Source organism: Flavobacterium sp. PL002 (genome assembly GCF_054165825.1).
Genome location: NZ_CM135110.1, coordinates 1,566,630 through 1,590,643, shown reverse-complemented (window position 1 = coordinate 1,590,643; position 24,014 = coordinate 1,566,630). Strand labels below are relative to the sequence as shown.

At 36.6% G+C, this 24,014-nt stretch carries 4 protein-coding genes; 3 read left to right on the top strand and 1 reads right to left on the bottom strand.

Annotated elements, in window-relative coordinates; translation table 11 throughout:
• Positions 1 to 3: 3 nt before the first annotated feature.
• Complete coding sequence (locus ACVEGE_RS06860) at positions 4 to 132, bottom strand: hypothetical protein (protein WP_255505343.1); 129 nt, start codon at positions 130 to 132, stop codon at positions 4 to 6.
• Between ACVEGE_RS06860 and ACVEGE_RS06855 the strand changes: the two genes are divergently transcribed.
• The 3 genes from ACVEGE_RS06855 (at position 120) to ACVEGE_RS06845 (ending at position 24,012) form a co-directional block, all read left to right on the top strand.
• Positions 120 to 1,535 (top strand): T9SS type B sorting domain-containing protein, encoded by a 1,416-nt coding sequence (locus ACVEGE_RS06855; protein ID WP_225738105.1) that lies wholly within the window; start codon positions 120 to 122, stop codon positions 1,533 to 1,535. The genes ACVEGE_RS06860 and ACVEGE_RS06855 overlap by 13 nt on opposite strands.
• Position 1,536: 1 nt before the next feature.
• A complete protein-coding gene (locus tag ACVEGE_RS06850; RefSeq protein WP_458008632.1) occupies positions 1,537 to 6,369 on the top strand; it encodes a PorP/SprF family type IX secretion system membrane protein in 4,833 nt (1,610 codons plus the stop codon).
• Positions 6,370 to 6,510: 141 nt separating this feature from the next.
• Positions 6,511 to 24,012, top strand: a complete 17,502-nt coding sequence (locus ACVEGE_RS06845; protein ID WP_192500818.1) for a T9SS type B sorting domain-containing protein — start codon at positions 6,511 to 6,513, stop codon at positions 24,010 to 24,012.
• Positions 24,013 to 24,014: the final 2 nt, after the last annotated feature.

The window sequence follows — 24,014 nt, the reverse complement described above, 5'->3', positions numbered from 1 at the left end:
ATTTTAAGCAAGGAATTGATGATCTGGTTCATCAATTCCTTGTGTTTGTTTTAGAATTATTTTTAAAGTAGGAACAATAGCCGCCTCTAATGATAAAAAAGTTTCTTTATATTTTGATTTTGGTTTTACCATTAACAAATACCGTATTTGCACAAATGATAATTGGTAAGCCTACGCTGGGTTATACTCAAGCTTGTGCTAATCCTACATTTAACACATTTGATATTCAAATTAATTTTTCGGTATCTCCAGCTCTAGATCCTACAAATCAATTTATAATTGAGTTGTCTTCTCCTGATGGCGATTTTTCTAGTCCTACTATTATACACACAACTGCTGCGGGAGAGATAAAAAATACTGGTGATAAAACTACGGTAAGTTTTCCAGAAACTATCTCAGGAGAAAAATATCAAATTAGAATTAGAAGTACTGCACCAGCAGCTAGTAATAGTCCTCAAAAGTCTAATGTTTTTGCTGCTTATTACAAACCACACGATACACAATACACTATTAATAATGCAATCCCTAACGCTACTTATTGTGCTGGGAGTAGCTATGTTTTAAGTGTTGATCCTAATGGTAATGGAGTTACAAATTCTCCTTTACAGTATAGTACATTAACTTATAATTGGTTCAAAGATAATGGTGTTTTAGTAGCTCCAACTCGTTTGGTTAGCGGAAGTGGAGGTAGCTACACTGTAAATTCTCCTGGTAAGTACTATGTTGAAACTAATTATGGAACTTGTACTTCGGATTCGTATTCTAATAGAGTTGAAGTTTTTGAATCTGCAACGAGTGCCACAGCATCAATAACTTCAAGTCAAGGGAATCCATTTTGCCCTTCTGAAGGAGCCACTACTTTAACTGCTATTACAGGTAACAGTTACCAATGGTTTAAGGATGATGTAAAAATTGATGGCGCAACAACTAAAAGTTATCAAGCTACTGTTGCTGGTAAATATGATGTGAAAGTAGATTTTGGTGGTTGCCAAGCTACTGCTACCATTGAGTTACAAGGAGCATCAATAAATAGTACTATAGATGTTCCAGACAGTAACGTAATAGAAGAAGGTGATGTTTTAATAGTTACAGCTACTACTGATGCGCCTTCACCAACTTACCAATGGTATCTTAATAACAATCCAATTGCTGGTGAAACTTCTAATGTTTACGAGCTCACTACTTCCGGAAGTTATAAGATTATAATTTCTCAAGCGGGTACATGTAATATTAATGAAGAAATTCCGTTTGTTGTTAGACTTACTAGTGAGTCTGTAAATATTCCAAATTTAATTAGTCCAAATGGAGATTTAATTAATGATACTTGGGACCTACCACAGGAATATTTGAGTGGTTCAGATACAAACGTAATTGTTATAAGTGCTTCTGGTGACATAGTATTACAAACGGATAATTATTTAAATGATTGGCCTTCAACAGATATAGATTTTAAAAATATAAACCCAGTTTACTATTATATTATAACAACAAAGGATAATAAAATGATAAAAGGATCAATAACGGTAATAAAATAGCATGAAGAAAATTTTACTCTTTGTAAGTTTATTTTATGGATTTTCACCCAAACTCTATTCTCAGGATACAAATTCTGGTAATGGAGTTGTCTCGTTTGCTATACCTGTTAGAAATTCATTAAAATATAATTTATACACTATCAATCCTGCATTTAGTTTTGTTAGACAAAATGCTACTTATGCCTCTTTTTATAATAAAAGACAATGGGTTGCTTTTCAAGATGCTCCACAAACGTATTTAGTGAGTTATTCTGGAAGATTTAGTGAAAATGAAGGTTTAGCAATAGGTCTTTTTCAACAAAATTATGGTTTATTAACAACCTTTGGTGTAATAGGGAATTTTGCTCACAATATAGTGCTTCAAGAAGATAGTAATTTAACTTTAGGTATTAACGTAGCGGGTTATAAAAGTGGTTTAAATAACGGAAAAGTTATTGTGAACACTCCAGACCCTGCGTTAGATAATATTCCTTCAAATACCCTTTTGTCAGTTAGTCCAGGAATCAATTATGGAAATGCTTTTATTGATTTTGGTGTAGCAATGAATAATCTTGCATTATACAATTTTGCTACTTCTGAGATTATTAAAGAGGATTTAGAAAAAAGTTTGCAAGTTCATTTAATGTATACAGGTTTCTTAGATACCTACGGTTTTTTTGATAATAGTAAATTTTCTGCTTTAGTTCGTTCTGAATTTAAGAAAGAGAAAACTGTTATTTCAGGTGTAGGAATGCTTACTATTCCGCAAGGTGCTTGGATTCAAGCCGGCTATAATACCGTATATGGTATGTCAGCTGGCCTTGGTGTAAACATCACACCTACTATTTCAATTGAATATAATTACGAGAGAGGAACAGGAAACTTTGCTAATTTTGGAGCTTCACATGAGTTTTTAATTGCTTATAGATTCAAGTCTAAAACGTATTACTATGGTGATGATGAAGAAGAAGGTGCTTTACTTGCACCAACATCAAAAGCCAAAACAATACAAGGTAGTGATAGAGCACCTTATATAGATGCAGAAACTAGGGCTGCAAACGCTCAAGCTAAAATCGCCGCTAATGCACAAGCAAAAGCAGATGCTGAAGCTGTCGCAAAAGAAAAACTAGCTGCAGATGCACGAGCGAAAGCAGATGCTGAGGCTGCAGCCAAAGCAAAATTAGCTGCAGATGCAAAAGCAAAAGCCGATGCAGATGCAAGAGCTAATGTTGATGCGCAACCAAATGATAAAGCCAAATTAGCTGCTGATGCAAAAGCAAAAGCAGATGCCGAAGCTGCTAAAGCAAAATTAGCTGCAGATGCTAGAGCAAAAGCGGATGCCGCAGCTGCCAACGCAAGAATGGCTGCAGATTTACAAGCCAATAAAGATGCTAAAGCCAAATTAGCTGCAGATGCAAAAGCAAAAGCAGATGCCGAAGCTGCTAAAGCCAAATTAGCTGCAGATGCTAGAGCAAAAGCGGATGCCGCAGCTGCGAAAGCTAAATTAGCGGCAGATGCACGAGCGAAAGCCGATGCCGCAGCTGCTAACGCAAGAATGGCTGCAGATTTACAAGCCAATAAAGACGCCGAAGCTAAATTAGCTGCTGATGCAAAAGCAAAAGCGGATGCCGAAGCTGCTAAAGCCAAATTAGCTGCAGATGCTAGAGCAAAAGTTGAAGCCGAAGCTGCGAAAGCTAAATTAGCTGCCGATGCACAAGCGAAAGCCGATGCCGCTGCTGCCAACGCAAGAATGGCTGCAGATTTACAAGCCAATAAAGACGCTGAAGCGAAATTAGCTGCTGATGCAAAAGCAAAAGCAGATGCCGAAGCCGCTAAAGCCAAATTAGCTGCAGATGCTAGAGCAAAAGTGGATGCCGAAGCTGCGAAAGCTAAATTAGCTGCCGATGCACAAGCAAAAGCGGATGCCGCAGCTGCCAACGCAAGAATGGCTGCAGATTTACAAGCCAATAAAGACGCCGAAGCGAAATTAGCTGCTGACGCACAAGCAAAAGCAGATGCCGAAGCTGCTAAAGCCAAAGTAGCTGCAGATGCACAATCAAAAGTTGAAGCTGAAATAGCGAAAGCAAAATTAGCTGCCGATGCACAAGCAAAAGCGGATGCCGCAGCTGCCAACGCAAGGATGGCTGCAGATTTACAAGCCAATAAAGATGCCGAAGCGAAATTAGCTGCTGACGCAAAAGCAAAAGCAGATGCCGAAGCTGCTAAAGCCAAAGTAGCTGCAGATGCACAATCAAAAGTTGAAGCCGAAGCTGCGAAAGCTAAATTAGCTGCCGATGCACAAGCAAAAGCGGATGCCGCAGCTGCCAACGCAAGAATGGCTGCAGATTTACAAGCCAATAAAGATGCCGAAGCGAAATTAGCTGCTGACGCACAATCAAAAGTTGAAGCCGAAGCTGCGAAAGCTAAATTAGCTGCCGATGCACAAGCAAAAGCGGATGCCGCAGCTGCCAACGCAAGAATGGCTGCAGATTTACAAGCCAATAAAGATGCCGAAGCGAAATTAGCTGCTGACGCACAAGCAAAAGCAGATGCCGAAGCTGCTAAAGCCAAAGTAGCTGCAGATGCACAATCAAAAGTTGAAGCCGAAGCTGCTAAAGCAAAATTAGCTGCCGATGCACAAGCAAAAGCGGATGCCGCAGCTGCCAACGCAAGAATGGCTGCTGATTTACAAGCCAATAAAGATGCCGAAGCGAAATTAGCTGCTGACGCACAAGCAAAAGCAGATGCTGAAGCTGCTAAAGTAAAATTAGCGGCTGACACACAAGCAAAAGCGGATGCTGAAGCAAAATTAGCTGCAGATGCAAAAGAGAAAGCTGATGCTAAAGCAATATATGATAAATTAGCAGCTAATGCTGAAGCAAAAGCCGATGCAGATGCTGAAACAATAAGAATAAAACTAGCTGCAGATGCACAAGCTAAGGCAGATGCTGAAGCTGCTAAAGCAAAAACAGCTGCCGATGCACAAGCGAAAGTGGATGCAGAAGCTGCAAGGATAAAATTAGCTGCTGAAGCACAAGCGAAAGCAGATGCTGAAACTGCAAGGATAAAATTAGCTGCAGATGCACAAGCGAAAGCAGATGCCGAAGCTGTAAAAGCCAAACTAGCTGCAGATGCACAAGCGAAAGCGGATGCCGAAGCTGCGAAAGCAAAACTAGCTGCAGATGCACAAGCGAAAGCAGATGCCGAAGCTGCTAAAGCAAAACTAGCTGCAGAGGCACAAGCGAAAGCAGATGCTGAAGCTGCTAAAGCAAAACTAGCTGCCGATGCACAAGCGAAAGCAGATGCTGAAACTGCAAGGATAAAATTAGCTGCAGAGGCACAAGCGAAAGCAGATGCTGAAGCTGCTAAAGCAAAACTAGCAGCCGATGCACAAGCGAAAGCAGATGCCGAAGCTGCGAAAGCAAAACTAGCTGCAGATGCACAAGCGAAAGCAGATGCTGAAGCTGCAAGGATAAAATTAGCTGCCGATGCACAAGCGAAAGCGGATGCAGAAGCTGCAAGGATAAAATTAGCTGCTGAAGCACAAGCGAAAGCAGATGCTGAAACTGCAAGGATAAAATTAGCTGCAGAGGCACAAGCTAAAGCAGATGCTGAGGCTGCTAAAGCAAAACTAGCTGCAGATGCACAAGCGAAAGCAGATGCCGAAGCTGCAAAAGCCAAACTAGCTGCAGATGCACAAGCGAAAGCGGATGCCGAATCTGCGAGAGTCAAACTAGCTGCGGATGCGCAAGCGAAAGCAGATGCCGAAGCTGCAAAAGCCAAACTAGCTGCCGATGCACAAGCTAAAGCAGATGCTGAAGCTCAAGCTAAATTAGTTGCTGCTGCAAAAGCGAAAGCAGATGCAGATGCAGCTGCCAAAGCAAAAATTGCTGCTGCAGCACAAGCTAAAGTTGATGCTGAAGAGAGTGAGAGAAATGCACTTGAAACTGCACGTAAAGCGAAGTTAGCAATTGAGGCATCAAAAGATGATAATGCTAGAACAATGGATAACATTGTACAAAATTTTGATACAGAATCTAAAAAACAAGATAATTTAATAGACGAATTAAACGCTTCTGTTGCAAGTAAACAAAAAGACTTGGATGATATTCGTGAGGAAAATGACTTAAGTGAAAAAGGAATCTTTAAAGAACCTAAACCATTTAAAAGTATCTCAAGCGAAAATGCAAAATTAGCAGCTTTAACAGCGCAACTAGAGGATCTTAACAAAAGTCAAAAAACAGCATTGGATAATTTGACTAGGTTATATAACGATAGAATTAAAAAGAATCCAAATAAAAATGATGCACTTACACTTTCTTACTTAACGCGAATTAATGAATTGAAAGCGGGTCAAGCAAGATTAGATCAAATGAATACATCATTGCTAGCAACTTTAGAGAAAATTAAAGTTGAAACTGAGATTGAAAAGAAACGTCGTATCAAGCGTGCTAATTTTGAGAATGATGAAGGTAGATATAGCAAAGATGTTGCAACACTTAATCGTATTAAGCAAACAACTAAGTTGACTACTACGCCATTAAAAGTTAGTGACTTTGATTTTGGACAAGAGCAATCAAATATTCAAATTGTTAAGAATGTTAAGAATGAAAAAAGTGGTTACTACTTAACTATTGCGGTTCATAATGATATTGCAAAACGTGATGAGTTTTTGACTAAAACAGTAGCTTCTGGACGTACAGATGTTAATTTCTTTTATAATGTAAATACAAGTAAGTATTATATTTATTATCAGAAATACGATAGCTTAGAACAAGCAACACAGGCATTAAAAGCAAAAGGAAATGCAGCTTATAACGATAAAATGTCTATTGTAAAAATAGAAAACGAATAAAGAATTTTTATATAAATTAGTACCCGCATGGATGGCAACTCTTTTTAAGAGTACGTGCGAAAGAATATAATCTAAAGGGAGAGTGTGTTTCTTTTTTGGCTGCCCCACAAAAAAGAAACATACAATTCAGACTTAAATACCATGAAAAAAACTACTTTTTTGAAGTCAATCTTGTTTGTAATTGTATTTTTACAATCTACAATTGCCATTTCTCAAAATTTAAAACCATTTACTACTCGTTTTGATACACGTATCAAGGGAGATATGTTACTTATTGGTAATAATATTTTGAGTAGAGATAATTACACTAGTGGACAAAAGCCCAATAATAGTTATAACGCAGGTGGATACAACTCTAATTTCGATATGAATTATATTGATATTGATAGTGATGGGGCTACATTTAGTTCTAGTAGTGCAAAATTGACGATACCTAAACCTGCTTGTTATAAAATTAAATATGCTGGATTGTATTGGGGTGCAATTTTGCAATCAGGTAGTCGTACAGATATAAATAAGGTTAAATTAAAACTGCCTGGGGCTACAGCCTATAATGATATTACTGGGGTAGTTATACATGATGCTAATTCGGCTCCTATTGGAACAGATAATAATAAAGCATATGCTTGTTATGCAGATATTACTGCTTTAATAACTCCGTTGACAGATGCACAAGGAACTTATACTGTAGCAAACGTACTTTCAAGTCAAGGTAAAAATGGTGGAACTGGTTTATCAGCAGGTTGGTCAATTTATGTAGTTTATGAAGACCCAACTTTACCTGCTAAATACATTACATCTTTTGATGGTTTTAGTGGTATTGGAGGACCAACAACTTTAGATATTCCTGTTTCGGGTTTTAAAACAATCCCTACTGGTCCAGTTAGAGTTAAATTTGCTTTTGCTGCTTTAGAAGGAGACCAACCTATTGCAGGAGATTATTTGCAAATTAATGGAACTACAGTAAGTGCTGTAAATAATGCCAAAACAACCATTAGAGCTACAAATAACTTTTTTAATAGTAGCGTTACTTATATTGATCCTGCTACAGGTATTACTGAAAATTTTACTGATAGGACTCCTTCCAGTTCAAATACATTGGGGTATGATGCAGGAATATTAAATATTGATAATGCAAGTAATAGCATAATAGGTAATAGTGCTACTAATGCTAGTATTAGGTTGGGAAGTACACAAGATGTTTATTTTTACTATTTCAATGCTTTTGCAGTAGACATTATTGAACCCAAAATTGTTTTGACTAAAATTGTAACTAATGATAAAGGAATTCCAATTCCTGGTGCAGATGTTAATTTAGGACAATACTTAAATTATATCGTTGGTTTTCAAAATACAGGTAATGATGATGCAAAAGGTTTAACAATTAGAGATGTATTGCCTATTAATACCATTTTTAATGTTGCTGATTTAGTTTTACCAGCAGGTGTTACTCTTAAAAGTTATAATGCTGCAACGCGCGAAATTATTTTGAATGTAGCTAATTATTTAGTCAAAGCTGGTAGTGCTAACAAACCTGAAATTAAAATTCCTGTTCAAGTTGTTCCTGACTGTCGTTCATTAAGTGAAGCTTGTTCAAACAGTATTGATAATTCAGCATATGCAACTTATAAAGGAAGTCTAAATCCAGATTTTTTAATTTCTGATGATCCAAGTGTTAATACAAATACAGGTTGCTTATTGACACCAAAGGCTACAAATTTCTTAGTTGGAATTGATGGTTGTAAATTTACTGAAAATGTTACTTTATGTAAGGAAAATGTTGACTTGAAAGCTGCAGGTGGATATTCAAGTTATAAATGGTCTACTGATGCAGCTGGTACTGTTGTTATTGGAAATAATCAAATTCAAAATGTTAGTCAACCAGGTACTTATTATGTCTATAACTATGCAGTTGCACCTTGTCGTTCTATTAAGCAAGAATTTGTTGTAACTCGTTTTGGTAGTACAACAACTAATCCTGTAATACCATTTGCAGATCAAGTTGTTATTTGTCCAGATAATAATAAAAAATTACCAAATATTTATTTATGTGGAGCTACAGATAAACGTGAAATTAAAACAGGTATCACTGATGGTTCTTCAATAGTTTGGGAAAAAAGTAGTTGTACATTATTACCTGCAACAGTTTGTGCTGATGAAACTGATGTTTGTACTTGGTCACAAGTGGGAACAGGAGCCAATTATACACCAACAACTGGAGGCCAATACCGTCTTACATTAAATTATGTTGGTGGTTGTTTCAGTCGTTTTTATTTTAATGTATATCAAAATAATTTAAACCCAACTGAGATACATACTGATATTTATTGTGGTACAGCTGGTAATATTACTATTGGAGATGTACCTACTGGATATGAGTACAGTTTATCAGAAACTAGTGGTTATCAAGATAGTAATATTTTCCCTATAAGCACTGCTGGAGTTTACACTGTTTATATTCGTCAAAAAGGAGTATTATCTAATCCATGTATTTTCAAAGTTGAAAATATTCGTATCAGTAATCGAGAACTTTTGGTTACATCAACTGTTACTAAACCTTTGTGTAAAGGAGATAAGGGAACAGTGAATATTGCTGCAAATAATGTAAGAGGTCAATATAGTTATAGTATTAGTAAAGGAACAACTGTTATTAACTCTGTTGGACCTATTAGTAATGCAGATTATACTTTCCCAAATTTATCAGCAGGTTCTTATACAATTAAAGTAACCACTACTGATGGTTGTAGTTTTACAGGTCCTGTTACAATTACAGAACCAAACGCACTTACTTCAACAATTGCATTAACAAAACCTTTGACAGCTTGTTCAGATGGTGAAGTTACTGTTTATCCAGTAGGAGGAACAGCGCCTTATTTTTACTTTGTTAACGGTTCAACAACTTTTCAGTCTGTACCTCAAATTCCAATTACTACAGCAGGTACTTATAATGTAAAAGTTGTTGATAATAACGGTTGCTCTATTCCAGTTGCAATTTCTGTTACAGCAAATCCTAAACCAGTATATTCAATTACTAACACGAATATTAAATGCTACGGTGATAAATCTGCTGAGATTAAATTTAATGTTACTAAAGCTAATGGATACACAATTAGATACAGTATTAATAACGGAGCCACTTTTGCTACTAATGGAACTTTCTCAAATTTAGCTGCAGGAACTTATACACCAGTTATTGAATATTCTTTAGGTGGACAAGTTTGTACTGAGACAGGAACAGCAATTATAATAACTGAACCTGCAACGGCTTTAACCGCTTCTGGTGGTGTGGCTGAATTGGCTGGTTGTGGTACAGATGGTAAATCAGGAAAATTAAGGTTTACCAATGCACAAGGTGGTACTGGTACATATGAATATAGTTTTGACGGAGGTGCTACTTTTCAAAGCCTTCCTGAAAAATACGTTGCGCCAGGTACTTATACTTTAGTAATTAAAGATAACGGAGGATGTACATTTACGATCCCGGCAGTAATTTTAGATCCAAAACCGGCTGATCCTATTATTGATGAAAATGTTAACACAACTTATAATTGTGATGGTAGCGCAACAGCAACTGTAAAAGTTACTACGCCTACATCTACAACAGGTACTACGTATACTTATGAATATTATTTAAAAACAGGAAGTGGTGCACCAGTTGCTAATACTCCAATTGATAATAATATATTTACAAATGTTCCTTCTGGTACACATACTGTAATTGTAAAATACAATGTGCAAACGGTTTCAAGTTATAGTAATTTACTTCAAGAAGATTTTGGTAAAGGAGGTTTTACAACTACTCCTGGAATTAATCCTGCCTATTGTTTTGAAGATGAGTCTACAACTCACTTAGCACCAGGATATAAGTGTAATAAAGATAAATGGATAAATGATGGGGAGTATGCAGTAGCAAGTGCTATTCAAACCGTTTTTAGTACTTGGTTAGTAGCTAAAGACCATACGACACCTACAGATCCTCTAGGAAGATTTTTATGTGTAAATGTTGGTGGAACAGCGGGTATAGGTGGTATATTATACAGTAAACCTATAACTGATGTTTTAGAAAACCAACCAGTAATCATATCTTTGTGGGCAGAAAATTTAATTAAAACGCGTTATCCATCGCTTCATGATCCTAAATTAACCATTCAATTAATAAATAATCTTAATGGAGTAGGTGGTAAAGAAGTCATTGTAGCAACTACGGACACAACAAATCCTTGGGTACTTCCAAAATCTGAAAAATGGGAATACAAACAATTAGAGTTAAACCCTGGAACTTATAAAAACTTAAGTTTTGTAATTCGTTCTTATAGTGATGAATTTAACGGTAATGACGTATTAATTGATGATATTTGGGTAAGACAAATTCCTAAATCATGTGGTAATGAAAGATCATTTCCTATTATAATTGATAGTAGTAAAGCTTTTAATTCAACTCAACCTACTGTTCAAAACGCACTTTGTAATGGAGGTGATGGATCAATACAAATTAATGCTCAAAATTTTGATCCTATTAATGGTTTTTATTATTCAACTGATAACGGAGTAACATTTATTAAAGCTACTAGTTCACCTGTTAAAGTTACTTTACCAGCAGGAGATTATAAAGTAATTGTTAAAAATGACGTTGCAGGAACATGTCAATTTCCTTTTAATGCAAAAGTTACAGCACCAACAGCAGTAACGGTTACAGCAACGGTTACTACTCAACCTACTTGTACTAATGGTGCAACAATTACAGCTGTAGCCTCAAATGGAACTCCAGGATATGAATATGAATTAAGAAAACCTGACGGAACTGTTATTGTTGCTTTCAAAACATCTGGTGTTTTTAATAATGTAGCTTCAGGAAGCTATGTTGTTGTAGCAAGAGATATAAATAAATGTCCTTCATCAGCATCAACTACTGTTTTAGTTGACGCTCCTACACCGCCAGTCGCTACTTTAGATTCTGGATCTGACTTATGTTATGACTCAGTAAACAAAGCAACATTAGTGGTTAGTGTAACCGGAGGAACAGGAACATTAAGCTATAGTTTAGATGGTGCTCCAGGACAAAACACAAATACTTTTACAAATGTTAATCCAGGAACACATAACATTGTAGTTACAGATAGTAATAACTGTACTGCTACAATCGCTGGAATTATAATTGCTAAAGAATTAAACGTAACTCCTACTGTGAGCAAAACATTAGATTGTTCTGCTACGACGCCTAATGCAACTATTGATGTTGTAATTACCGAAGGAACTGCACCGTATACCTACATTGTTAAAAAAGACAGCGGTAGTTTTGGTGCTTCTGTAAATGTTACAGCTAATGCTTTCAGCTATTCAGCTAGTGCAGCAGGTGTGTATACTTTTTCAATTAAGGATGCTACTGGTTGTGAAAAAATAATTTCAGCTACTATAAGCAGTATTGTTAACCCAACTGTTGATGCTACTCCTACACAAGTTACTTGTTTTGGACTTGCAAACGGTGAGGTTCAGCTTGTAGGTAAAGGTGGCTCAGGTGGCTATACTTACAGTTTTAATGGTAGTGTTTTTTCTGCTATAGCTATTTATAAAAACTTAAGTGCAGGTACTGCTTACCCTTTTGAAGTAAAAGACAGCAAAGGTTGCGTTGGTTCAGGTACTATTACTTTAACACAACCTACACAATTAGTGGCTACTGCTACTGCTACAACTTTTACTTGTAGTGCAACCAATGTAAAACAAACCGCAACAGTTACCATTGCTGTGCCTACAACAGGAACAACTCCTTATACGTATAGTTTTGATAACGGTATGACTTATGTTTCAGGAAATACTAAACCATATACTGATAACGGTGCCGATCAAGTAATTCGATATGCCGTAAAAGATAAAAACGGATGTCCAGCTTCTGGTACTCTTACACTTAAAGCATTAAATACACCAACTGACTTAACTTTTACAGCAGCGGCAGTAACTTGTGACGCTACAACGACTACTGTTACAGCAACGGCTACTAATGGTGTGGGTGCACTAACTTATGAAATTACGGCTCCAACAGCTGCTATAGCAACAAATACAACAGGTGTTTTTGCTGGGCTTACGCCAAATACCTACAACTTTAAAGTAACCGATGCTAACGGATGTTTCTATACTGAATCATACGAGATTAAAGCAGTTACTCCAATTGCTGTTATAGGTAATAAAGTAAGTGATGTAAAATGTAACGGAGATGCAAATGGTGAAATCAACTTCACAGTTTCAGGAAATGCAACTGTAGGAGCATATACTTATACCATTACACCAGCAACAGGAGTTGCTGTAAAAACAAATAATACGATTAATGTAAAAGGATTAATTGCAGGTTCTTATAAAATTGATGTAAAAGATGACGCTACAGGATGTATCGCTACAACTACTGTAGTTATTGCACAACCAGTGGCATTAACACTTACAGCTGTTGGAACTAATGTAAACTGTAATAACTTCTTGTCTCAAATTACAGCTACTGCTGGAGGCGGAACAGCTAATTATGAGTATGCAGCGGTCAAAACAACCACTACAGCACCTACTACTTACGGTACAAATCCTGTAATTGTTGATACTAACTCTGGAGCTGACCTAGTTTGGGATGTTTATACTAAAGATGCAAATGGTTGTACAACATTTAGAACGATTACAATTGTTCTTGATGCGACACCTACTGTAACTGCTGTGGTAAGCAACCAGTGTACAGCAACTGGAACTAACTTTACAATTACTGCAACTGCAGGAACTACAGGAGTTACTCCATTTACATACAGTATTGATGGAACTAACTTTAAAACAGGAAACACATTCAATGTGGCTCCAGGAACTTATACAGTAACAATTAAGGATAAAAACGGATGTACAAATACAGCTGCTCCGCTTACTGTTTACCCTAAATTAACAGCCTCGGCTTCAACAAAACAATTAGATTGTTCTACTACTCCTGATGCTGTAATTACAGTAACTATAGGAGGTGGTAAAGCTAATTATAGCTATACAGTGCAAAAAGCTGCTGGTGCTATCGGTACTCCAATTACAGGAGTTACAGGGCCAACATTTACCTACTCTGTGACTGCAGCTAATGCAGATACCTATACATTTGTAATTACTGATGCCAATGGATGCCAGTCAACTGTATCTGCTAAGGTTGAAGCCATTACAAAACCAACCTTGGCAATAGCCTCTCAAACTGATGTAACATGTAACGGACTTGCAACTGGATCTGTTACTCTTATTGGGTCAGGTGGTTCAGGAACTGGATATACGTATAGTAATGACGGAACAACTTATGGTGTTAATGCTACTTTTACAGGTTTAGCAGCTGGATCTTATACTTTTTATGTAAAAGACAGTAAAGAATGTACAGAATCGTTTGTGGTAACAATTGTAGAGCCTAATAGTTTAGCAGTAACCGCAAATGTTACTGGATTTACTTGTAGTACTACAAATGTTAAACAAATAGCAACTGTTACTCTAACTGCTAATGCAGGAACAGGAACATCTCCTTATAGATACAGCTTCGATAATGGTGTTACTTATGTTGCTGCAAATACTAAAACGTATACAGATACTGGTGCTGATCAAACTGTTAATTATGCCATTAAAGATAAAAATGGTTGTACCGTTACGGGATCACTTGTACTAAAAGCGCTTAATCCGCCAACAGATTTAACTTTTGCAGCAGCGGCAGTAACATGTACAGCTACTACAACAACAGTTACTGCTACGGCAACAGTTGCTTCAGGGACTTTAATAACTCCTTTAACATATCAAATCACTTCTCCAACTGCTAGCGCAACGAATACAGACGGTATTTTTGCTGGGCTTGCGCCAAATACGTACAACTTTAAAGTAACGGATGCTAACGGATGTTTCTACACTGAATCATTTGAAGTTAAACCAGTAACACCAATTTCACTTTCAGGAAATAAATTAACGGATGTAAAATGTTTTGGGGATAGTACAGGAAGTGCTAACTATACAGTAGGTGGTTTTGCTACTTCTTATAGTTATACAATCAATGCAGGAACTGCAATTACAGGGCAAACTGCAACAACAATTAATTTGACAGCTTTAGCTGCTGGAACTTATGCAGTTGTGGTTACTGACGAAGTTACAGGATGTACTGCAACAGCAACGGTTACTATTAACCAACCTGCAAGTGGCTTAACAGCAAGTATTATTTCAAATAGTAATGCAAATTGTAATGTTGCTACTTCTAAGGTTACAGTAAGTGCATCAGGAGGAACACCAACGTTTACCTATGCATTTGTACAAAATAATGTTGCACCAGTTGCAGCAAATTATAGTACTAATACAATAGCTAATTTAGATCCAGCAACAAACACAGAATGGGACGTTTGGGCTAAAGACGCTAATGGTTGTACTTTTAAAGTAGATGTTACTATCGCATCTGATCCTGTACCTACAGTTTCAGCTTCTGCTACAAGTCAATGTTTGGGTTCAGGAACCTATACTATTACTGCATTAAATACAACGACTCCAGTAGCGGGTATTGTAACCCCTATTACATACAGTATCAACAATGGTACGTACCAATCTGGGAATACTTTTACAGTTACAGCAGCAGGTGATTATATCATTAAAATGAAAGATGGAAACGGTTGTATTGCTACAAGTAATACGATTACCGTAAACCCAATCCTTACACTTAGTGCTAAATTAGATAAGAATATTACGTGTACTTTACCTGCTGATGCTCAAATTACTTTGACAGCAAATGGAGGTAACGGTACCTATACGTACACAGCAACTCCTAATACAGGAACTTTTGTAGCTAATGTATTTACTACAAGTACTCCAGGTAGTTACACATTTACAGTTACTGATACTAGTGCTAGTGCCTGTACTGCCACTACAACTACAGCAATTGTTATTGTAGCAGCTGTAAATCCTTTGATAACAGGAACTACACTAACACAAACTATTAAATGTAATGGTGATACAACTGGAGCGTTTAGTGTTCAAATTGACGCTACACAAGGACAAGCACCTTTTAGATACAGTATTGATGGTGGTATTACTTCGCAAACATCAAATACTTTTACAGGTTTAGCAGCAGGAACGTATACAGTGACTTTAATAGATGGCAAAGGTTGTCTTGATACTAGAAATATTACTATAGCTGAGCCTACCAAAATCGTTATTGATTATGATGTGGAAGACATTAAATGTATTCCAGGTTCAGGAACTATTTCTCAAGGTTCTATAACAATTAATGGTGTTACAGGAGGTACTGCTAACTATAATTATTATGTAACGGGTATCAATGGATATTATAAAGAGGAATTAAATACTCCAGGCTCATCTGTTATTTTTGATATTGTAGATTTTGGATTATATCAAATTAGAGTTACTGATGCAAATGGTTGTCAAGTAACTATCGATGATGTTAAAATTGCATCAGCACCAGATGATTTAGATATTAATATTATAAGTACTGCTGATTGCGTATCAGGAGGAACTGCAAATGTTAGCATAGGGACAACTTTATCAAGTGTTGGACCATTCCATTTTAATATTTACAGTGGTCCAGGTCAAGTGTTTACTTCGGATGGATCAGATGGATGGCAAGCAGAAAGTGCTGTTGGTTCTAAAGCAACTACTTTCACAGGCTTATTACCTGGTGTAACCTATACTTTTATAGTATATGATTCAGCTACTCAATGTTATTATTTTGAAACAGCTGCCAAGCCAATACCAACAAACTCATTACTAACTTTAACTAATGTTGTTGAAAACAATGTTAAGTGTTTTAGTGATACTTACGGAAGCGTTGACTTTGATGTTACTAATGCTTATACATCAGCTGTAACTGTTACTTATCAAGTTTATGAAGCTTTTACTAATAATTTAATAACCGGAGCAGGAATAACTGTTCCAGTGACTATTGCTCCAGGAGCAACTATAAATGTTACTAATTTAGGTTCAACTGTACTTACTGTTGGAACGTATTATGTATTAGTAAAAGAGGTAACTGGTCCTAACGCAGGATGTAGTGCTGTTTCTGCTGATTTTAATATTAAAAAATCTCCATCACAGTTATTGCTTACTGCTACAGTAATTAAAAAATCAAATTGTAATGATTTAGGAGTGATTTTGGCGGAAGCCAAAGACGGAACAGGGCCGTATACCTATCAAGTAGTTGCTTCGGGAACTCCTACTGTAGCTACTGATTGGGTTACTACTGCTGTTTTCGATAGAGCAGGATCTTTAGCAGGAATTGATTATGATGTGTATGCTCAAGATGCTTACGGTTGTATTGTAAATGTTCCAGTAACCGTTTTAGCAGATGCTGAACCTACAATTACTGTTCCAACGCCAATATGTTATGATGGTACAGCGTTTACAATTTCTATTGCAGGTACTGTTGATCCAGCTATTGTTGGTGATGCTACTTACAGTGTAAACGGTAGTGCTTTTCAAACTGGTACAGATTTTACATTTAATGCAGCAGGAACGTATAACTTAGTGATTAAAGATGGTAACGGATGTACTGCTAACGTGGATTATATTGTATATCCTCAGTTAGACTTAAAAGCGACTATCACCAAAGAACTAGATTGTACAGGAACTCCTGATGCAATAATTACTTTAACTACAACTGGAGGAAATACAACTCCTTCGGCTAATTATACATATCAAGTTTCTCGTAATGGTGGTCCTACAGGACCAGCTGTTAATCCTTATACAGCTACACTTGCAGGAGATTATTTCTTCACGGTTACAGATGCTAATAATGCAACTGCATGTACTACAACGGTAAGTATAACTGTTGAAGCGATTCCAACACCTACCATTACGCCTGTTGTCACAGATGTAAGTTGTAATGGTGGTAATGATGGTACTATAACTGTTGATGTTACTGGAGGGGTTGGTCCATATACGTATGTATTGACCAGTAATCCAGCAAACACAACAGGAGATCTTTCAGGTATTTATACTGGTTTAGTCGCTGGAACTACTTATGAAGTAACAGTTACTGATGCTAAATCATGTAATTTTTCGTCAGGTCTTATAACTGTTGACCAACCTTCAGCATTAGATGCATCAGCAGTTGTTACAACAGCATTACAATGTGGTCCAGCAAACGCTGCAACAGAAGCAGTAGTAACTGTAACAGTTGTTGCAGGTACAGGAACTTCTCCTTATGAGTATAGCTTTGATGGTGGTACAAACTATTCATCTGATGCTACTTTTAGAACATTTACAGCAGGTCCAGTTAATGCAATAGTTAAAGATGCTAAAGGATGTCTATTTACGGTTCCTACGGTAACTGTTGACGCTTTAGACCCACCAGTTATTACAGCTATTACTGGAACGCCTATTTATTGTGCACCTGTAGCAAATACAGCAAGTACAGTAACAATTAGCCATTCAAATGGTATTGGTACTATAAGTTATGCTATTCTTGAGCCAGCAACTGCAACTTCAAATACAACGGGTGCTACATCAGGTGTATTTACGGGTCTAGCAGTTGGTACGTATTTATTTGAAGTAAAAGATGGTAATAATTGTACTGCTCAACAGTATTACACTGTTGATCCAGTAGTTAATATCACGGTTTCAGGTCAAATAATTGATGACGTAAAATGTGTAGGAGAGTCTAATGGTTCTGTTGAATTTACAGTAGACAATTATGTGGGTACCTATAGTTATTCTATTAATTCAGGTCCTCCGGTAGTAGCTCAAACTGCTGCAACTATCACTTTAACAGGATTGCCAGCGGGGCCTCAAAATATTATTGTTACTGATGATACATCACTATGTACAGCAAATTTCTTAGTTACTGTTACTGAGCCTGCTTTAGCTTTAAGTTTAGTAGCAACATTAGACAAAAATGCAAATTGTAATTACGGAGCAAAAGTTAGTGCTATCGCTTCTGATGGAACTCCTGGTTATACTTATGCTTTTGCTTTAGCTTCAGATCCAGCACCTGCAGCAGGTGATTATACAACTACTAATACCGCAGTTTTAGATGCTACTTTAGGTCTAAACTGGATTGCATACACTAAAGACGCTAATAATTGTACGGCACAAGATCTACTTACTTTAGTAATTGATCCTTTACCTACAATTGATTTATTAGCTAATATTTATTGTTATGATGGTAATCCTATTACTGTTACCATTACTGGTGCAGGAGTGGGTCCATTAAGATATAGTATTGGTAATGGTTATCAATCATCACCTGATTTTGTGCTAACGGCACCAAAAACATATGACTTTTACGTGCAAGATGCTAATGGATGTATCGTTACTGAAAAGTATACTCTAAACCAAGAATTGTTATTGCAAGCAACATTAACACAAGATTTGACATGTGATAATAATGCTTCAATTACATTCCTAGCTACACAAGGTTCATTAGCTTATACTACTTATGAAGTAGATATTGATGGTGCTGGATATACTACATTTACAGGTACGCCATATATAGCGAGCACACCAGGAACTTATAAATTTAGAGTTACTGATAGTGCAGGATGTCAAACAATTTCTCAAGAAATTATTGTTACGCCAAAAACAACACCAACTTTTACATACACACAAACAAATGTAAAATGTGTTGGAGGAAATGATGGTGTGATCACAATTACAGCTGCAGATGGTATTACACCTTACAGCTATTCTATTAATGGTGCTACGGCTCAAGCTTCTAATGTTTTCAAAAACCTTACTGCAGGAACGTATACTATTGAAGTAAAAGATGCCAAAGGTTGTTTCCCAGTGACTCAAGATGTAATTATTACTGAGCCTACGGCATTGGCAGCAACAATTGGGGTTACTACGCCATTGTCATGTGGAGCTGCAAATGCTACCCAACCAGCAATAGTGACGGTAACTGTTGATCCTACTACTGGAACAGCACCTTATAAATATAGTTTTGATAACGGATTTAATTATACAGATGTTAACACATTTGAAACCTTTAAAGCAGGTACGGTTAGTGCCTTAGTTAAAGATGCTAATGGTTGTATTATTGCAGCTGCTGTAACAACTACCGTTGATGCTCTTGATCCTCCAGTGATTACTACTATAACAGGAACTGATATCTGGTGTAACCCAGTTGCAAATCAAACAAGTACGGTAACTGTAAATACTTCAAACGGAGTAGGTACATTGTCTTATGCTATTCTTGAACCAGCAACAGCAACAGCTAATATAACTGGAGCTTCATCAGGAATATTCACAGGTTTAGCTGCAGGAACGTATTTATTTCAAGTTACTGACGCTAATGGTTGTACTGCACAACAGTATTACACTGTTGATGATTTAGTTTCTATCACAGTTACTGGTCAAGTTATTAAAGACGTGGCTTGTGTGGGTGATGCTAATGGTGTAATCGAATTTAAAGCAGCTAATTTTAAAGGTGGATTTACTCCGGTATTAACGCCTAGTCCCGCTACAATGACAATGACTACAACTGGAGATACTGTTACAATAACAGGATTAATAGCTGATAGTTATACCTTAAGAGTAACTGATAATATTACTAATTGTTTTGCTGATGCTACAGTGGTTGTCAACCAACCTACAGCATTAATATTAGTTCCAGTAAGTAACGTAAATGCAACTTGTAATACAGATGCATTAGTAACAGTTGCTGCATCAGGTGGAACACCAGTATATGTATATGCTTTTGTACCTGACGGAGTAACTCCTACTGCTACTGATTACAGTGCAGTTGCTAATAAAGTACTTGATAAAACAATTACAAATTGGGATGTTTATGTAAAAGACAATAACAATTGCGAAACTAAACTGGATGTGGCTATTGCTACAGCTCCACTTCCTACAGGAATTACAATTTCTGGCTTAAGCCAATGTCCTACTGCAGCGGGTGATTATACCTTTACAGTTGATGTTGCATCAGGTGTTGCACCTTATGAATACAGTATTGGTTCAGGTTTCCAAACTAGTCCTACTTTTACAGTAACAAAATCAGGTGATTATGACGTTACTGTTAAGGATGCAAATGAATGTGAAGTTACTATACCAGCTCTAGTTAGTATTCTTGCGCCTTTAGATTTACAAGTTGTAATATCTGCATTGCCAAGTTGTGATTTTAATGATGGTATTGTTGTTGCTACTGTAACAGGTGGTTCAGGAACTGGTAATTATAGATTTACAATTGATGGTGGTGTTGTTCAAAATGCTGATAGTTTTTCTTTCAAAGGTTTAATTAAAGGGTTGCACACAGTTTCTGTAAGAGACGTGTCTACAAATTGTATTGCAGAAATAACTGTTAATCTTGAAGAAGCAACAATTATCACAGATTTAGTGGTTACAGGAACAAACATATCTTGTAACGGTGGTAATAACGGAACCATTACAGCAACTATTGGTGCAACTAGTGTGGGTGTAAATGACAATCCTGTTTACACTTATGAATACTTTGGTACAACTATAGGTGGTACTGCAGTAAGTGGAAGTGCAACTACAAATAATGTTTTCGAAAATCTTGAAGCGGGTGACTATACCGTTACTGTGAGATCTGGAAGAGGTTGTAAGGTTAGTGAGGATATTAAATTAATTCAACCAGCCGCAATTGTAGTACCTACTCCAGTTGTAACACAATTTGGTTGTACTGCAGGAACTAACGGAGCAAATTTTGCAACAATAACGGTTAGTGGAGTTACTGGTGGTTCAAGCAACTATGTTGTTTATGAATTTAGTAAAGGAACTACAATCGTACAAACTAGTGCTTCTAATGTATATACCGAAGCAGATTATGCTGGTGGTTCATACACAGTAAAAGTTTATGACGATAACAACTGTATTGGTAGTACTGTTACTGCTGTAGATATTGATGCTTACAACGGTTTAGATAAAGTTAATATTACTGTTGATACAGCTATAACATGTACAAATCCAGAGACAATCACTGCACAAGCTGTAGATGTTGCTGGAAACCCAGTTGCAGGTATTGAATACACACTAGCTGATGCAGCTGGAGTATTCATTGCTTCTAACAATACAGGGATATTCAATAGTTTAAATGTTGGTAGTTATATTATTACTGCTTTCAATTCAACTACGGGTTGTAGTATTCAAGCAGTGCATTACATCAATGAACCGAATACGTTTGAATTACAAACGGTAAAAACGAGTGATGTTATCTGTTTCGGATCTAATGAAGGAGCAGTAACTATTACACTTATTGATACGCAAGTACTTCCAACTGATGATGCTGGAGCATTTAAATATACCGTTACAGGTCCTACACCAAGTTCAGGAACTTCTCCTACGGCAGGACCATTAGACTTAACTGGTCTAACGGCTGGTGAGTACACATTCTCTGCTACTTTAGTTAATACTCCTTATTGTTCAGTGTCAACTGTATTTACAATTGACCAGCCAGTTACTGCATTAACTTTAGTTGAAACGCATACAGAGATTACTTGTATTACAGGTAATAACGATGGTTCAATATCAGTTAGCGCTTCAGGTGGATGGGCAGGAGAGTACCAATATGAAGTACTTAAAGATGGTACACCATTCAGTCCATATACTAATGTTACTGATTACACTGATTTAACTGCTGGAGTATACACAGTAAATGTAAAAGACAGCAAAGGATGTGTAGCTACAAAAACTGTTACACTGGTTGTACCAACTCCTATTACGGTTACTGCGACACCAAGTACAACATTGTTGACTTGTTATGGTGATACAAATGCTTCAATAACAGCAACTGCAACAGGTGGTCAAGGAAGTAATTATTTATACACTTTAAATATTATTTCAGAAACTCCAGTAGTTGTTTCAGGACCACAAGCTGATCCTATTTTTACAAATTTAGGAGCAGGTACGTATAACATTACAGTAACAGATGGGTACAATTGTTCAGGTACTTCTAGTGATATTATTATTACAGCACCAACTGAAGTTATACCACAATTAGTAATAGGTTCAACACCTACTTGTTTGACTGATGGAACACTTACATTAAGTGCTACAGGAGGTACAGCGCCTTATACCTATAGTGCTAATGGAATTACTTATAATGCAACACCTTTCATGAATAATACTACTTTTAGTGTTGCTGTAGGTAGTTATGAGTATTATGTAAGAGACTTTAATAACTGTGTTGCAATCATTTCAAATACAGTTGAGGTTACTGCAGTAGAACCATTAAAACTTGTACTAGATATCGATAATGCTGAAATTTTCTGTAAAGGAGATCAATCTGGAGTTATTTCAGCAGTTGCTAGTGGTGGTTTAGGTAATTATGTTTATACTTTACTTAATGGTGCAGGTGTTGCAATTACTCCAGCTCCTACACAATTAACTCCTGGGCGTTTTACACAACTTGCCGCTGGTTTATACCAAGTTAAAGTTGACAGTGATGATTGTACTTATACATCAGAAACTGTAGAAGTTAAAGAGCCTACAGAGATATTAGAATACACAGCTACTGTTACTGATGTAACTTGTAATGGTGAGAACGATGGTAAAGTTGTAATTGTTGGTACTGGTGGTACTGGAGAGATTAAATATTCAATATCTCCACAATCAGATCAATTCTTTGAAGCAGGTGTTTTTGATAAATTAGCACCAGGAATGTATCAAGTTATAATACAAGACGTTTTAGGTTGTTATAAAATTTATGATTTCGAAATCAAGCAACCTACCATTTTATATGCTACTTATGACCCTTTATTAATTATGCCAGAAGTTTGTTCAGGTGATAGAGATGGAGCATTTACTATTGAAATATTTGGTGGTTCACCAGACTACAAAGTAAGCCTTGATGATATTAATGGAACGTACACACAAGGAGCAGTAGGTCAAACAACATTTGATTTTACAAACCTTATAGGTGGTACACATAATGTTTACATTAAAGATGCTAGTGGATGTACTTCAGAATTAGAAGTTTACATGCCTGACGCAGTTGTTTTAAATCCAGAAGCTGAGGTAGTTTATGATTGTGTTAATAACGCACAAGCCAATAGAGTAGAGGTAACGTATGATGCTAGTAATGATCCAGCGGATTTAGATTTTGAACTAGACGGATTAGGAATCTGGCAAGCAAGCAATATATTCGAAAATTTAGCACCAGGTGCACATAGTATAAGTGTAAGACATACTAATGGATGTATTCAAGCAATTACTTTTGATATTATTCAAGTTGATCCACTAGGACTAGCTATTGATGATGGTGATTTAAACCAAATCAAAGCTACTGCAAATGGTGGTGGAGGTGACTATGAGTACAGTTTTAATGGTGAAGCATTCACTAAAGAAAGTACGTACGCATTCTACAAAACAGGAATTTATCCTGTGACTGTTAGAGATAAAAATGGTTGTACGGTTACCGTAAGTAGAGAGTTCACTTTCATTGATGTTTGTATTCCTAATTACTTTACGCCTAACGGTGATGGTACATTAGATACATGGGGTCCTGGTTGTTCTAATAATTATCCTGATTTAACGTTTGACATATTCGATAGATACGGACGTGCAATTGCTAAATATAGAATTGGTGATAAATGGGATGGTAAATACAAAGGTGAAGAATTGCCTTCTGGAGATTACTGGTATGTAATTAAACTGAATAATAATAAAGACAACCGCGAGTTCGTAGGGCACTTTACTTTATATAGATAACA

What these genes read in the sequence shown, in the direction of transcription:
- ACVEGE_RS06850 (WP_458008632.1), top strand. Translation starts at nt 1,537, where the DNA reads ATGAAGAAAATTTTACTCTTTGTAAGTTTATTTTATGGATTTTCACCC.
- ACVEGE_RS06845 (WP_192500818.1), top strand. Translation starts at nt 6,511, where the DNA reads ATGAAAAAAACTACTTTTTTGAAGTCAATCTTGTTTGTAATTGTATTT.
- ACVEGE_RS06860 (WP_255505343.1), bottom strand. Translation starts at nt 132, where the DNA reads ATGGTAAAACCAAAATCAAAATATAAAGAAACTTTTTTATCATTAGAG.